The 12891-nt window shown below is 59.7% G+C and carries 12 protein-coding genes; 6 read left to right on the top strand and 6 right to left on the bottom strand.

Features of this window, described 5'->3' with window-relative positions; all coding sequences use genetic code 11:
- Positions 1 to 169 precede the first annotated feature (169 nt).
- The 5 genes from PanJK_RS21205 (at position 170) to PanJK_RS21185 (ending at position 4849) form a co-directional block, all read left to right on the top strand.
- The gene (locus PanJK_RS21205) at positions 170 to 1099 is read left to right on the top strand and encodes an ABC transporter permease (RefSeq protein ID WP_265302708.1); all 930 of its coding nucleotides are present in this window, start codon (positions 170 to 172) and stop codon (positions 1097 to 1099) included.
- Positions 1099 to 1983, top strand: coding sequence for an ABC transporter permease subunit (locus PanJK_RS21200; RefSeq protein WP_007891891.1), 885 nt, complete (start codon positions 1099 to 1101; stop codon positions 1981 to 1983). The genes PanJK_RS21205 and PanJK_RS21200 overlap by 1 nt, the downstream gene beginning before the upstream one ends.
- 2 nt (positions 1984 to 1985) lie before the next feature.
- Positions 1986 to 3032, top strand: a complete 1047-nt coding sequence (locus PanJK_RS21195; protein WP_256697777.1) for a P1 family peptidase — start codon at positions 1986 to 1988, stop codon at positions 3030 to 3032.
- A 50-nt stretch (positions 3033 to 3082) separates the two neighbouring features.
- A complete protein-coding gene (locus tag PanJK_RS21190; RefSeq protein ID WP_258144153.1) occupies positions 3083 to 3904 on the top strand; it encodes a M55 family metallopeptidase in 822 nt (273 codons plus the stop codon).
- Positions 3905 to 4012: 108 nt separating this feature from the next.
- Positions 4013 to 4849, top strand: a complete 837-nt coding sequence (locus tag PanJK_RS21185) for a fumarylacetoacetate hydrolase family protein (protein WP_265302704.1) — start codon at positions 4013 to 4015, stop codon at positions 4847 to 4849.
- A gap of 111 nt (positions 4850 to 4960) precedes the next feature.
- Here PanJK_RS21185 and PanJK_RS21180 read toward each other — a convergent pair whose 3' ends face one another.
- The 6 genes from PanJK_RS21180 to PanJK_RS21155 form a co-directional block, all read right to left on the bottom strand.
- Entirely contained in the window at positions 4961 to 6487 is a 1527-nt protein-coding gene (locus PanJK_RS21180) for a serine hydrolase domain-containing protein (RefSeq protein WP_265302702.1), read from the bottom strand.
- On the bottom strand, positions 6484 to 7224 hold the full coding sequence (locus PanJK_RS21175) for an ABC transporter ATP-binding protein (RefSeq protein ID WP_256697772.1): 741 nt from the start codon (positions 7222 to 7224) through the stop codon (positions 6484 to 6486). Before PanJK_RS21175 ends, PanJK_RS21180 begins: the two co-directional genes overlap by 4 nt.
- 82 nt (positions 7225 to 7306) lie before the next feature.
- Positions 7307 to 8134, bottom strand: coding sequence for an ABC transporter ATP-binding protein (locus PanJK_RS21170; protein WP_265302700.1), 828 nt, complete (start codon positions 8132 to 8134; stop codon positions 7307 to 7309).
- Positions 8135 to 9034, bottom strand: a complete 900-nt coding sequence (locus PanJK_RS21165) for an ABC transporter permease (RefSeq protein ID WP_008106684.1) — start codon at positions 9032 to 9034, stop codon at positions 8135 to 8137.
- Complete coding sequence (locus tag PanJK_RS21160; RefSeq protein WP_008106687.1) at positions 9031 to 10041, bottom strand: ABC transporter permease; 1011 nt, start codon at positions 10039 to 10041, stop codon at positions 9031 to 9033. The genes PanJK_RS21165 and PanJK_RS21160 overlap by 4 nt, the downstream gene beginning before the upstream one ends.
- Positions 10041 to 11636: an ABC transporter substrate-binding protein gene (locus PanJK_RS21155; RefSeq protein WP_265302696.1), complete on the bottom strand. Its 1596-nt coding sequence runs from the start codon at positions 11634 to 11636 to the stop codon at positions 10041 to 10043. The genes PanJK_RS21160 and PanJK_RS21155 overlap by 1 nt, the downstream gene beginning before the upstream one ends.
- Positions 11637 to 11834: 198 nt before the next feature.
- Between PanJK_RS21155 and PanJK_RS21150 the strand changes: the two genes are divergently transcribed.
- Positions 11835 to 12890, top strand: a complete 1056-nt coding sequence (locus PanJK_RS21150; protein ID WP_265302694.1) for a dipeptidase — start codon at positions 11835 to 11837, stop codon at positions 12888 to 12890.
- Position 12891: the final 1 nt, after the last annotated feature.

Below are 12891 nucleotides of genomic sequence, written 5' to 3'. Positions count from 1 at the left end.
AGCGGGGGAAGGAGATGCTGCCACATGCAACTTCTGAGCTGGCATATGGCAGCATCTTCCTCCCCCATTTATGGGGGAGGACCGAGGAGGGGGACAGCCAGCACAATCTGGGGACAGCAAGCACAATCTGGGAAAAGCCAGCACGATCCCAAAAAAATAAAGGAACCGCATGTTCGCATACATCATTCGCCGACTGCTGGAGATGATCCCCGTATTGCTGGTGGTCTCGCTGCTGGTCTTCGGCTTCATCAAACTGCTGCCTGGCGATCCGGCGCGTATCTACGCCGGACCGGATGCGCCTTTGGCCGCGGTGGAAGCAGCGCGTCAGCATCTCGGACTTAACGATCCGCTGCCGCAGCAATATATCAACTGGATCGGCGGCCTGCTGCGCGGCGATCTGGGCGTCACTTATCGCACTCAACAGCCGGTGCTGGAGGTGATCAAGCAGGGCTTTATGCCCACGCTGTGGCTGGCGCTGGCCGGTTTTGCCTGGTCGGTGATTCTGGGCCTTTTCCTCGGCGTGTTTGCCGCCCTGAAACGCGGTAAATGGCAGGACTGGACCTTAATGAGCGTCGCCGTCGGCGGCATCTCGATGCCCACGTTCTGGCTCGGCCTGCTGCTGATCCAGTTCGTCGCCATGCCATTCGGCCTGTTCTCCGTCAGCGGCTTCAATCAACCCAGCGACATCGTGTTACCGGCGATCACGCTCGGTTCTTCGGTGGCGGCGGTGATGGCGCGCTTCACCCGCTCGGCGTTTCTTGAAGTGGCGCAGGAAGATTACGTGCGCACCGCGAAAGCCAAAGGGCTGCGTAATCGGCTGGTGACGTGGAAACACGTGATGCGCAATGCGTTGATCCCGGTGATCACCATGCTCGGTTTGCAGTTTGGTTTTCTGCTCGGCGGATCGATCGTGGTCGAAAGCGTGTTCAACTGGCCGGGATTGGGCTGGCTGTTGATCGAGTCGATCAAAGCGCAGGATCAACCGGTGATCCAGGCGTTAGTCATGCTGTTCGTGTTTGAATTTATTATCATTAACCTGCTGGTGGATCTGCTGTACGCCGTGGTCAACCCAGCGATTCGCCTGCGACAGGAGCCCTGATGAGTCTGCAATCTCTGCCTGCCCACGCGCAGGAGGCGATCCGTTCGCCGTGGCGCGATTTCCTGCACGCGCTGGTGCGTAATCCGCTGGCGCTGGTCTCCGGCGGCTTTGTGCTGCTGCTGGTGCTGGTGGCCATTTTCGCGCCCTGGCTGGCGCCATGGGATCCAATGGCACCCGACTGGATGGCGCTGTCATCGCCGCCCTCCAGCACGCACTGGATGGGCACCGACGAACTGGGGCGCGATCTGTTCAGCCGCATCATCTTTGGCGCGCGTATCTCGCTGTATGTGGGCGTGTTGTCGGTAACGCTCGGCATGGTAGTTGGCGTGCTGCTCGGCCTGCTGGCGGGCTATTACGGACGCTGGATCGATATGCTGATTATGCGTGGCTCTGACGTGCTGTTCGCCTTTCCCGGCATGCTGCTGGCGATTGCGGTGGTGGCGATTCTCGGTCCGGGACTCAACAACGTCATCATCGCGGTAGCGATCTTCAGCGTGCCGGTGTTTGCCCGCATCGTGCGTGCGTCCACGCTGTCGCTGAAACAGGCAGCGTATGTTGAAGCGGTGCGCTGTGCCGGTGCGCCGGACCGCGTGATTCTGCTGCGCCACATTCTGCCGGGCACGCTGTCAAACGTGATTGTCTATTTCACTATGCGTATCGGCACCAGTATTCTGACCGCCGCCGGGCTGAGTTTTATCGGTCTCGGCCCGGAACCCGATGTGCCGGAGTGGGGCAATATTCTGGCGATGAGCCGCAGCATGATGATGGCTGGCTTGTGGCACGTCAGCGTGTTTCCGGGTCTGGCGATATTCATTACCGTGCTGGCGTTTAACCTGTTGGGTGATGCGCTGCGCGACACGCTCGATCCCAAACTGAAGAGCTAAGCATGGACTTTCAACAACTGCAGCGCGACCTGCTGCTGCAACGCTGGCGCAGCGAGCGCCAGCTGGGACAACCGCGCAGCGCCAGCGGGCCAACCAATCGTATTAGCGACGTGCCGGGCGTGCGCGTCGGTCACTACACGTTAGCCGATGGCGAGCGACAAACCGGCGTCACCGCGATTGTGCCGCCGGGCGACAATCTGTTTACCCAGCCGCTGCCTTGTGCGGCGGCGGTGTTTAACGGTTTCGCCAAGCCGGTTGGTCTGGTGCAGGTTGAAGAGTTGGGCGTGCTGCAAACGCCGATTCTGCTGAGCAACACGCTGGCGGTCGGCACGCTGTTTACCACGCTGGTGCGCGATGCCATCAGCCGCAACAGCGAGTTGGGCCGCAGCTTGCCCACGGTCAATCCGCTGGCGCTGGAGTGCAACGACGGCTGGCTCAACGATATTCAGGCGCTGGCGATCACTGAAACGATGGCGCAGCAAGCACTCTATGACGCCACGACAGATTTCGATCGCGGCAGCGTGGGTGCCGGGCGCGGCATGAGCTGTTTCAGTTTAAAAGGCGGCATTGGTACGGCGTCGCGCATGATTCCGTCGCTCAATGCCACGCTGGGCGTGCTGGTGCTGGCGAACTTCGGCGCGTTGACCGCGCTGACGCTGGATGGCGTGCGCCTCGGCGAAATGATCGCACCGCTGCTGCCGGAACTGACGCCGCAGCGCGATGCCGGTTCCATCATCATTATTATGGCGACCGATGCGCCGCTCGATGCACGTCAGCTGAAGCGCGTCGCCAAACGCGCCGGGGCCGGTTTGGGACGACTAGGCAGCTATTGGGGCCACGGTTCGGGCGATATCGCGCTGGCGTTTTCCACCCAGCCGCAGCCGCAACCGCCAGAAGAGTCCATGCTGGAACCGCTGCTCGCCGCCGCCGCCGATGCCACCGAACACGCGGTGCTGGATGCCTTACTCAGTGCCGAATCTGTCACCGGTTTTCGTGGCCATCATCGGCCGTCGTTAACCGAAGTATTAGATCGATTGACCGCGTCGTAGGGTCGCCATTCATGGCGACCTCTGCCAATAACCGCATGGAACCCAACCTCATGAAAATCTTCATCTCTGCTGACATCGAAGGCATCGCCGGCGTCATGCGCCCTGAACAGTGTTCACCGGGCCACGCCGAATATCAGTTGGCGCGCGGCCTCATGGAACAAGAAGTCAACGCCGCCATTGATGGCGCCTTTGCCGGTGGCGCGACGGAAGTGGTGGTGGCCGACAGCCACGCGCAGATGACCAACCTACGCGCGGAAAATATCGATCCCCGCGCGCGTATGGTGCAGGGCAAACCGCGTGGCTTATCGATGGTGGAAGGCATTGAGCAGCAGCCGTTTGATGGCCTGTTCTTTATCGGCTATCACAGCGCGGCGGGCGAACCGGGCGTGCTGGCGCACACCATTAATGGCCGTGCGTTCTGGCGCATTCACATCAACGGCAAGGTGATGGGCGAGACCGATATCTACGCCGCAGCCGCTGCCGAACAGGGCACGCCGCTGTGGCTGGTAAGCGGTGACGATCAGCTCAAAGGCTGGATTGCCGAGCATTATCCCTCGGTGGATTACGTCTGTGTGAAACGCGCCATCTCACACACCTGTGCCGAATCCATCAGCCCGCAGGCGGCGCAAAACGCCATTCGCGCTGCGGCAACGGCTGCGGTGCAGCGCAAACGCCAAATCAGCACCACGCGGTTGAGCGCGCCTTATGAGATGCAGCTGCAAGCCAGCAAACCAGTGTTGGCGGATCTGTTCAGCCTGATCCCCGGCGTGACGCGCATTGACGCGGTCACCGTTGGTTATCGCGCGGACAACATGAACACGTTAATCAGCCTGCTGAGCGCCTTCTCCTATCTGGCGAGCACGCAGTCGTGATCGTAGGGGCGTCATTTATGGCGGCCGCGCTAAATCATCAGGTCGGTCCGCATTTCCTGCTGAATTTTGCTAACCTGCGCGCAATTTATATATAACAACGAGGCAGTCATGCAGCTCTGCAGTTTTTATCTTATTGACCAGCAAAGAAAAAGTTACGGTATTGTGCAGCAAGAGGGCGTGATTGATATCGGCGCACGTCTCGGCGCTGACTGCCCGGACCTGAAAACCTTGCTGCAACGCGGCGCGTTAAGCGATCTCGACGCCTTCGTTTCAATGCCGGTTGATCACCCGTTTAGCGCCATTCGCTTCATGCCGGTGGTAGAAAATCCTGGCAAAGTGTTCTGTGTTGGCATGAACTACGCCGACAAACGCAAAGAGTTTGCCGAGACGATTGAAGCGCCGACGCTGTTTGTGCGTTTCGCGGATTCGCTGGCGGCGCACGAGCAGCCGCTGATGAAACCCGCGACCACGCAGGAATTTGATTACGAAGGCGAACTGGCGGTGATCATTGGCAAAGCGGCCTATCAGGTGAAAGCCGCTGATGCGCTGAATCACGTTGCGGGTTACAGCTGCTTTATGGATGCCACGGTGCGCGACATGCAGTTTACCTGGTTCACCGCCGGGAAAAACTGGCAGCAAACCGGCGGTTTCGGGCCGTGGATGACCACCGCCGACGAGATCCCCGATCCGCAGCAGCTGGCGATCAAAACCTGGCTCAATCAGCGCGAAGTGCAGAACGACACCACCGCCAGCATGGTGCATCCGGTGGCGAAGATCATCGAGTACATTTCCGCGTTCAGCCCGCTGTCGCCAGGCGATGTGATCATCACCGGTTCACCGGGCGGCGTCGGTAAAAAACGCACGCCACCGCTGTTTATGTTCCCCGGCGATGAGATTGAAGTAGAAATCGAAAAGATCGGCCGTTTACATCATTACGTGGCTTAGCGCCCGTCATACTTCGAGCCGCCGCTGCGTTGGCTACGTGTGCTCACCCCAGTCACTTACTGATGTAAGCTCCTGGGGATTCACCCACTTGCCGCCTTGCTGCAACTCGAATTATTTAGGGCGTGCTGTCTGTAAAAAGCGCACCACGCGGCTGCGGTTCAACAGCAGCCGCAGCGTGTCGCCTTCGCGCGCAATCGCGAAGCGCTTCTCCCACGGTCCATCCTGCGCGGTGGCTAAGAGGCGATCGTTGCCCAGCGACTGCAAACGTGCGCGAATCGCCGCCGGGCCGATGCCCATGATTAAGCTGTCGCCCTCAATCACCAACTCGCTGCGCCACTGCGGCGCAAACCAGCGGCCTTGCAGATTATCGAGACTGGCCTGATCGGCCTGCACTGGCACAAAACGTCGTGCGGCATGGCCAATCTCACCGACAATCGCCGCGCCATCATGACGTAACCGCATCGGGAAGGTGCTGGAGAGCGACGCCGCCGTACCGTGCACATCGTCACGCCACAAGGTTTCGCCTGCGCCGAGCCAGGTGGCGGTCACGCCTTTAATTTCCAGCCAGTCGGCGGCGTCTTGCGCCACGTAAAGTCCGGGCGTTAAATCGTGTCCTTTCTCCGGTAACGCGCGATTGAGCAACGCCGCCATCACCCGCAGCGCGCTTTCAGAGGTAGTGACATCTTCGCGGTTGGCGACCAGCGCCACGCCGATTTTCAGTTCCGGATGCAGCAGGAAATAGCTCTTATAGCCGGCATGCGAACCGCCGTGACCAAACAGCGTCTGGCTGCCGAGCGTCGAGCTGGTGATGCCCAAACCGTATCCGCTGGTGCGGCCATCGTTGAGATTACGCGGCGCGCTCAGGCGCTGCAGCACGCCTGCCCCCGGTCCGCTATCGGCCAGCAGGCTTTGCAGCCAGCGCGTCAGATGATGCAGGCTGCCGGTCACGCTGCCCGATGCCGAGAGATGCAAACCGGCGCTGGAAAGCTGCCACTGCGCGCCGTTTTGCCAGTAGCCAGGCACCAAACCGGGCACGATATCGAACCAGCTTTCTGGCGCAATCAGGTTGATATCCAGCGGATCGCAGATGTACTGCTGCAGCAGATCATTGAATAACACGCCTTTGGCTTTCAGCGCTTCTTCCACCAGCCGATAGCCGGTGTTGGTGTAGGAGATTTCGCTGCCGGGCGCATAGTTGAGCTCGCCTTCGCGCGCGATAAAATCCAGCAGATCTTCGGCGCGGGTGGCGTTATACACCGACAATCCCAGCAGCGATAAGGTTTCGCGCACGTCCGGCAAACCGCTGCTCATATCCAGCGCCTGGCCGACGGTGATCTGGCCGTTGGCTCCGCTCAGCTGCGGAAGATGCTGCACCAGCGCATCGTCGAGCTTGAGGTAGCGACGTCCCGGCCCGGTCACCAGCGCGGCAAACAGATGTTTAGTGATCGAGGCGAAACGCACCACGCTGTCGGCGCTGAACGGCGTTTGCTGCGCCAAATCAGCCAATCCGGCGCAGTGGGTTGAGTGGATCTGGTGCGCATCAAACAGCACCATTGCGCCGCCCGGCGCGCCTGGCTGTTGCCAGCTTTCAGTGATCTGTTGTGCGACATCCGCGGCGTGTTGCCAGTGAGCGGTCATGCCGGTTCCTCCAGCGTCATGCTGAGATCGAAAAGTTGGGCGGTATGCGGATGCTGGATGCGCCGCGCGCGCAGATCGTCGGCGCTCAGCTGCTCCACCATCTCGCCATTCTGCATCACGCCAATGCGCTGACACAGGTGCGTTACCACCGCGAGATTGTGCGTCACCATAATGTAGGTGAGTTTGCGCTCGCTGCGTAGGTCGCTGAGTAAATTCAGGATTTCGGCCTGCACCGATACATCAAGTGCCGAGGTTGGCTCATCCAGCAGCAGCACTTCCGGTTCGGCGATCAGCGCGCGCGCAATCGCCACGCGCTGACGCTGGCCGCCCGACAGCTGATGCGGATAGCGGAAACGTACCGAGGCGGGCAAGCCCACTTCGCCTAACGCCTGGCTGATGCGCTGTTCAGCGCGATCGAGCTGATGCACCAGCAGCGGTTCGTGCAGGATGCGATCAATGGTTTGACGCGGATGCAACGAACCAAACGGATCCTGAAACACCATCTGCACCTGACGATAGAAGGCGCGACTGCGTTTAGCGCTGAGCTGCATGCCGCCAAACAGCATGCTGCCTTGCCAGTCGGCATTCAGCCCAGCGAGCGCGCGCAGGATGGTGGATTTGCCCGAGCCGCTTTCACCGACCAGGCCAAAGCTTTCGCCGTTACCGACCGAGAAGCTGACGTCTTTCACCGCCGTGTGCGCACCGAAGTGGATGCGCAGGTTATCGATTTGAATCATGGGTTGTTCCGTGCGAACCGTGAAACGGTCGGCATGAATGCCGACCCTACGGTAGGGGCGCCATTTATGGCGACCAGGCTAATTATTCGCGCCACGCGGCATCGCGCTGCAATACGGGTAAACGCTCGCGCGGATGGCGCAACGACGGCAAACATGCCAGCAAACCGCGCGTGTAAGGATGCTGCGCCTGCTGCAACTGCCCGGCATCGAGCAGCTCGACGATGCGGCCGGCGTACATCACCGCCACGCGATCGCAGAAGTGCGACACCAGCGGCAAATCATGGCTGATCAGGATTAGCCCCATGCCGCGCGCCGAGACCAACTCGTCAATCAGCTTGAGGATCTCTGCCTGCACGGTGGCATCCAGCGCGCTGGTGGGTTCATCGGCGATCAACAGTTCTGGATCGGGCGCCAGCATCATGGCAATCATCACGCGCTGGCCCATGCCGCCCGAGACTTCATGCGGATAGCGTTTCGCCACGGCTGCGGGATCGCGAATCTTCACCTGCTCCAGCAGCTCAATCGCCGCCTGCATCGCCGCTTTATGGCTGCCGCCTTTGTGCTCGCGCCAGGCTTCGGCAATCTGCTGGCCGATGGTCATCACCGGATTGAGTGAATATTTCGGGTCCTGCAGGATAAAACCGACGCGCTTGCCGCGAATTTTACGCAGCACTTTCTCGCTGGCACCGCGCAAATCGATGCCATCAAAGCGCAGCACATCGGCGCTGACTTCCGCGTTGCCCGGCAATAACTGCATCAGGCTGCGCGCGGTCAGCGACTTGCCGGAACCGCTTTCGCCGACAATGGCAAACTTCTCGCGGCCCACGCTAAAACTGACGCCGCGCACGGCTTCAACGGTTTCGCTGCGCGAGCGGAAGGCAACGCGCAGGTTCTCGATTTCCACCAACATTTAGCGCTCCTTGGGATCCAGCACGTCACGCAGACCGTCGCCGAGAAAGTTAAACGCCAATGACGTCAGGAAAATCGCGATACACGGCATTAATGGCACCCACCATTCGCTGAACAGGAAGCGACGCGCGGTAGCAATCATCGTGCCCCATTCCGGTGACGGCGGCTGCGCGCCCATGCCAAGGAAGCCAAGGCTGGCGGCGGTGATAATGATGGAACTCATGTCCAGCGTGACGCGCACGATCAGGCTCGGCACGCACAGCGGCATGATGTGGCGCAGGATAATGCGCAGCGGTGACGCGCCGGTCAGACGGCTGGCGGCGATAAAGTCGCTGTGGCGGAACTGCAGCGTTTCGGCGCGCGCCAGACGTGCATATGGCGGCCATGATGTCAGGGCAATCGCCAGAATTGCGCTCTCAACGCCAGGTTTCAGCGCGGCAACAAACGCCAGCGCCAGAATCAGACGCGGGAAGGCGAGGAAGATGTCGGTCAAACGCATCAGCGCTTTATCGATGAAACCGCCGGCATAACCGGCGATACAGCCAATCAGCAGACCGAGCGGCGCGGTGAGCAGCACCACAGCGATCACCATGCCGAGCGTGGTGCGGCCGCCATAGATAATGCGCGTCCAAACATCGCGCCCCAGTTCATCGGTGCCGAGCCAGTGTGCGGCGGAAGGTGCCGCAAGACGGTTTTCCAGATGCTGCACCCCGGGATCGAACGGCGTCAGCCACGGTGCAAACAGTGCCAGCAGCAGCATCACCGTCACCACCAGCAGTCCGGCCATCGCCAGTGGATTACTGCGCAGGCTGAGCCACAGGCGATAACGCCGGCCCCACACCGCCTGGCGACGATTGGCGGGCGTGTCGTCGAGCAGCCATTCTCGTGAGAAGAAGATCATTTTACGCGCGGGTCCCAAAGTCGATAGAGAAGGTCAGCCAGCTGATTGAGCAGCACATACACGGTGCCGACCAGCAAGGTGGCGCCGATCACCGGGTTCATGTCGGCGTTCATCAGCGAGGTGGTGAGATATTGGCCGATACCGGGCCAGGCGAAGACGTTTTCCGTCACCACCGCGCCCTCCAGCAATCCGGCGTAGGTCAGCGCCAGCACCGTGACCAGCTGCACCGCCACGGTGGGAAACGCATGCCGCCAAATCACCCGCCGTGACGACAAGCCTTTGGCGCGCGCGGTGATCACGAACTCGCCGCTCAGCGCGTTAAGCATAAAGGTGCGCGTCATACGCGTGATGTAGGCCATGCTGAAGTAGGCCAGAATCAGCACCGGCTGCGCCATGTGCGCCAGCGCATCCCAGAAGGCGTCGGTCTCCCCGGCCAGCAGCGAATCGATGGTGAGGAAGCCGGTGACCTGCGGCACCATATCCTGCCAGATGATGTCCTGCCGTCCAGGGCCGGGCGCAATGCCGAGCACCGCGTAGAACACCAGCAGGCTCAGCAGCGCCAGCACGAACACCGGCAGCGAATGGCCGGCAAGACAGATCACGCGAATGGTTTGATCGACCCACGAACGTTGACGCACCGCCGCCCACACGCCGAGCGGAATGCCGATCAGCGCCGCGATGATGATCGCCGCCGTCGCCAATTCCATGGTAGCGGGGAAGAAGCGGGCGATGTCGGTAATCACCGGATTCGAGGTGAGAATTGATTTACCGAGATCGCCATGCAGCAGTTGATTAAGGTAGTGACCAAACTGCACGTAAAGGGGCTGATCCAGCCCCATTTCCGCACGCACGCGCTCGACCACCGATTGCGGTGCGTTATCACCGACCGCCGCCAGCACCGGATCGGTGGGCATGACGCGGCCAATGAAAAAGGTCAACACCGACAGACCAAACAGCGTCAGCACCAGGCTTCCCAGGGTGCTGACGATTCTCTTCAGTAACGGCATCAGGCTTTTTTCACCTGCGCATACGGCCACTGCTCCAGCACGGTCATGTGAACATCACTCAGCGCTTTGCTGGTGGCCACGTTTTTGGTCTTCTGCATCATGAAAATGAACGGACTCTTCTCGCGACCTAGCTGCTGAATCTGCTGATAGAGCGCGATGCGTTTCGCTGGATCGGGCTCATGCAACGCCTGCTCGGTGAGTTTGTTGAACTCTTCATCTGACCAGCTGCAGCGCCACGCCAGCGTACGCGCACGCGCGTTATCGCTGTTGTCGGTGTTAACGCAGAAGGCTTCGGTGTTGGAGTTAGGATCAAAGTAATCGGCTCCCCAAACGGTCAATGCCAGCTGATGCTGACGCGCACGCATCTTGGTCAGAACCTGACGGTTTTCGGCGGCGATCAGTGACACTTTGATGCCAATCGCGCCCAGCTGGGTTTGAATCGCCTGCGCGATGTCCGGATACGGTTGCATTGAGTAGTGATCGAGGGTGATGTCGAAACCGTCCGGATAACCCGCTTCGGCCAGCAGCGCTTTGGCTTTCGCCAGATCTTTGTGGAATGGCGTATCGTCCAGCGCCGCCGGGAAGCCGCTCGGCAGGAAGCTTTGATGGGTGACAAAACTCATCGACAGAATGTTTTTCTGGATGCTTTCGTAATCCAGCGCCCACTTCAGCGCCTGCCACACCTGCGGTTTTTTCAGGTACTGATTATTGGTGTTGCACGACATCAGCATGATGGCCGACAGCGACTGATTCACCAGCGACACGCTGCTGTCGTTTTTCACCTGCAGCAGCTGTTCAGTGGTGAGATCATACGCGGCATCGACATCGCCTTTTTTCAGCATCAGCGCCTGCGCGGCCGGATCGGCGATGTGTTTGAGGATCACGCGTTTGGTTTTGCTTGAACCTGCATATTGCGGGCTAATCTCCAGAATCACCGTTTCGCTGGCATTCCAGGTGCGCAGGGTAAAGGCACCGGAACCGGCGCTGTGCTGTTTCAGCCAGCCGTTACCGAAGTCATTGTTCTGCTGGTTTGCCAGACAGGCTTTCTTCGACACGATGCTGCCGACGGTGGCGGACAAGCAGTAGAGCAGGAAGGTTTCGGCCGCCGGCGCGCCGAGTTTCATCTCAACGGTGTGCGCATCTTTCGCGGTCACCAGCTGCGTCACGTTGTCTTTGGTAAAGCCGAACTGGTTGATAATAAAGGCCGGGCTCTTATCCAGCTTGACGATACGTTCAATCGAGAACGCTACGTCTTCTGCGGTGAGCGGCGAACCATCGGCGAATTTAGCTGCCGGATCGAGATGGAAAGTGTAAGTGCCGTTATCGCTGCTGACGTCCCAGCTTTGCGCCAGTTGACCAATCACTTTGTCGGCTTGCTTGGGATCGGGCGTGACTAAACGTTGATAGAGGTTGCCGCAAATCTGGCCACCGGTGGCTTCGAAGCTTTCGTGTGGATCGAGGCTGGTGATGTTATCGAGCTGCATCGCGATCACCAGCATGGTCGGCGGCGTCGCGGCAAAGGATGAATTCAGGCTGAGGTAGGAAACAACAGGTACAGCAGTGCATCCTGCAAGAAAACGTCTTCTGGTAACCATGTAAACTCCCAACTGATTGATAAGTAAAATAAAAAATTGTTATTTGATTGTTTTTTGTCTTGACTTTACGCACCTGCCGGAGGATTAATACCGGCTCTAAGCCATTTGTTTCACGCGCGTGTGCTCGCCCTTTTTTGGTGCAATTTGCTCCGCCAGCTGGCAGTGCTGCGCTTTCCCCCGAACATGGAACTGAACAACATGTCTGACTCGATGACCCTCGATATTCCGGTCTTTGACGGCCACAACGATGTGCTGAATAAGCTGTGGCAGCACTATCAGCCGGACGCGGTTAATGCCTTTTTCACTGGCACCAAAACGGGCCAAATGGACTTGCCGCGTATCCGTCAGGGAAATATGGCAGGTGGCATTTTCGCCACCTGGGTGCCGTCCCACCCTCTGATTGCAAGAAGTGCGCCAGACCTCGCAGATTTTCCTCAGGAAATTATCAACTCAGCGCGCGATGCGACGTTTTCTATGCTGGCGCTGCTACTGCGCATTGAGCAGGCCTCAAACGGCCAGGTGAAGATTTGCCGCAGCGTGCGTGATATCCGCCACTGCATGGCAAACAAGGTGTTAGCGGTGGTGATGCACGTGGAAGGTGCGGAAGCGCTGGATACCCACGGTGAATTGCTCGACATGCTCTACGCCAGCGGCTTGCGCACGCTGGGGCCGCTGTGGAGCCGCCCGAATCAGTTCGGCGACGGCGTGCCGTTCCTCTATCCTTCGTCGCCGGATATCGGCAATGGCCTGACGGCCGCGGGCAAGCAGCTGGTACGCGACTGTAATCGCCGCCGCATCATGGTTGATTTGTCGCATATGGATGAGAAAGGCTTCTGGCACACCGCAGAGATCAGCGATGCGCCGCTGGTGGCGAGCCACTCCAACGCGCATGCGATCAGCGCGCAGTCGCGCAATCTCACCGATCGCCAGCTGGCGGCGATTGCTGAAACCAACGGCTTTGTCGGTGTCAATTTTGCCGTGCCGTTCCTGCGTGAAGATGGCGATCGCCATGCGCCGACCGGCGTCGATGCCATTGTGCGTCACGTTGAGTATCTGCTGGAAAAAGTCGGGGAAGATGGCGTCGGTTTTGGTTCGGATCTCGATGGCGCCACCATGCCGGGCGATCTGAAAGACGTGGCCGGATTCCCACTGCTGGTGCAGGCGCTGGCGGCACGCGGCTATTCGCGTGCGCTGCTGGAGAAGATTTGCCACGGCAACTGGCTGCGCGTGCTTGAAGCCACCTGGGGCGAATAAT

It is taken from the genome of Pantoea sp. JK (genome assembly GCF_026130245.1).
In the GTDB taxonomy this organism is placed as follows: Bacteria; Pseudomonadota; Gammaproteobacteria; order Enterobacterales; family Enterobacteriaceae; genus Pantoea; species Pantoea trifolii.
This window is presented reverse-complemented; position numbering and strand designations above follow the sequence as displayed.

Excerpts from the sequence above, each read along its gene's own strand:
- PanJK_RS21150 (WP_265302694.1), top strand. The coding sequence starts at position 11,835 with ATGTCTGACTCGATGACCCTCGATATTCCGGTCTTTGACGGCCACAAC.
- PanJK_RS21170 (WP_265302700.1), bottom strand. The coding sequence starts at position 8,134 with ATGTTGGTGGAAATCGAGAACCTGCGCGTTGCCTTCCGCTCGCGCAGC.
- PanJK_RS21175 (WP_256697772.1), bottom strand. The coding sequence starts at position 7,224 with ATGATTCAAATCGATAACCTGCGCATCCACTTCGGTGCGCACACGGCG.
- PanJK_RS21165 (WP_008106684.1), bottom strand. The coding sequence starts at position 9,034 with ATGATCTTCTTCTCACGAGAATGGCTGCTCGACGACACGCCCGCCAAT.
- PanJK_RS21195 (WP_256697777.1), top strand. The coding sequence starts at position 1,986 with ATGGACTTTCAACAACTGCAGCGCGACCTGCTGCTGCAACGCTGGCGC.
- PanJK_RS21200 (WP_007891891.1), top strand. The coding sequence starts at position 1,099 with ATGAGTCTGCAATCTCTGCCTGCCCACGCGCAGGAGGCGATCCGTTCG.
- PanJK_RS21160 (WP_008106687.1), bottom strand. The coding sequence starts at position 10,041 with ATGCCGTTACTGAAGAGAATCGTCAGCACCCTGGGAAGCCTGGTGCTG.
- PanJK_RS21155 (WP_265302696.1), bottom strand. The coding sequence starts at position 11,636 with ATGGTTACCAGAAGACGTTTTCTTGCAGGATGCACTGCTGTACCTGTT.
- PanJK_RS21180 (WP_265302702.1), bottom strand. The coding sequence starts at position 6,487 with ATGACCGCTCACTGGCAACACGCCGCGGATGTCGCACAACAGATCACT.
- PanJK_RS21190 (WP_258144153.1), top strand. The coding sequence starts at position 3,083 with ATGAAAATCTTCATCTCTGCTGACATCGAAGGCATCGCCGGCGTCATG.
- PanJK_RS21185 (WP_265302704.1), top strand. The coding sequence starts at position 4,013 with ATGCAGCTCTGCAGTTTTTATCTTATTGACCAGCAAAGAAAAAGTTAC.
- PanJK_RS21205 (WP_265302708.1), top strand. The coding sequence starts at position 170 with ATGTTCGCATACATCATTCGCCGACTGCTGGAGATGATCCCCGTATTG.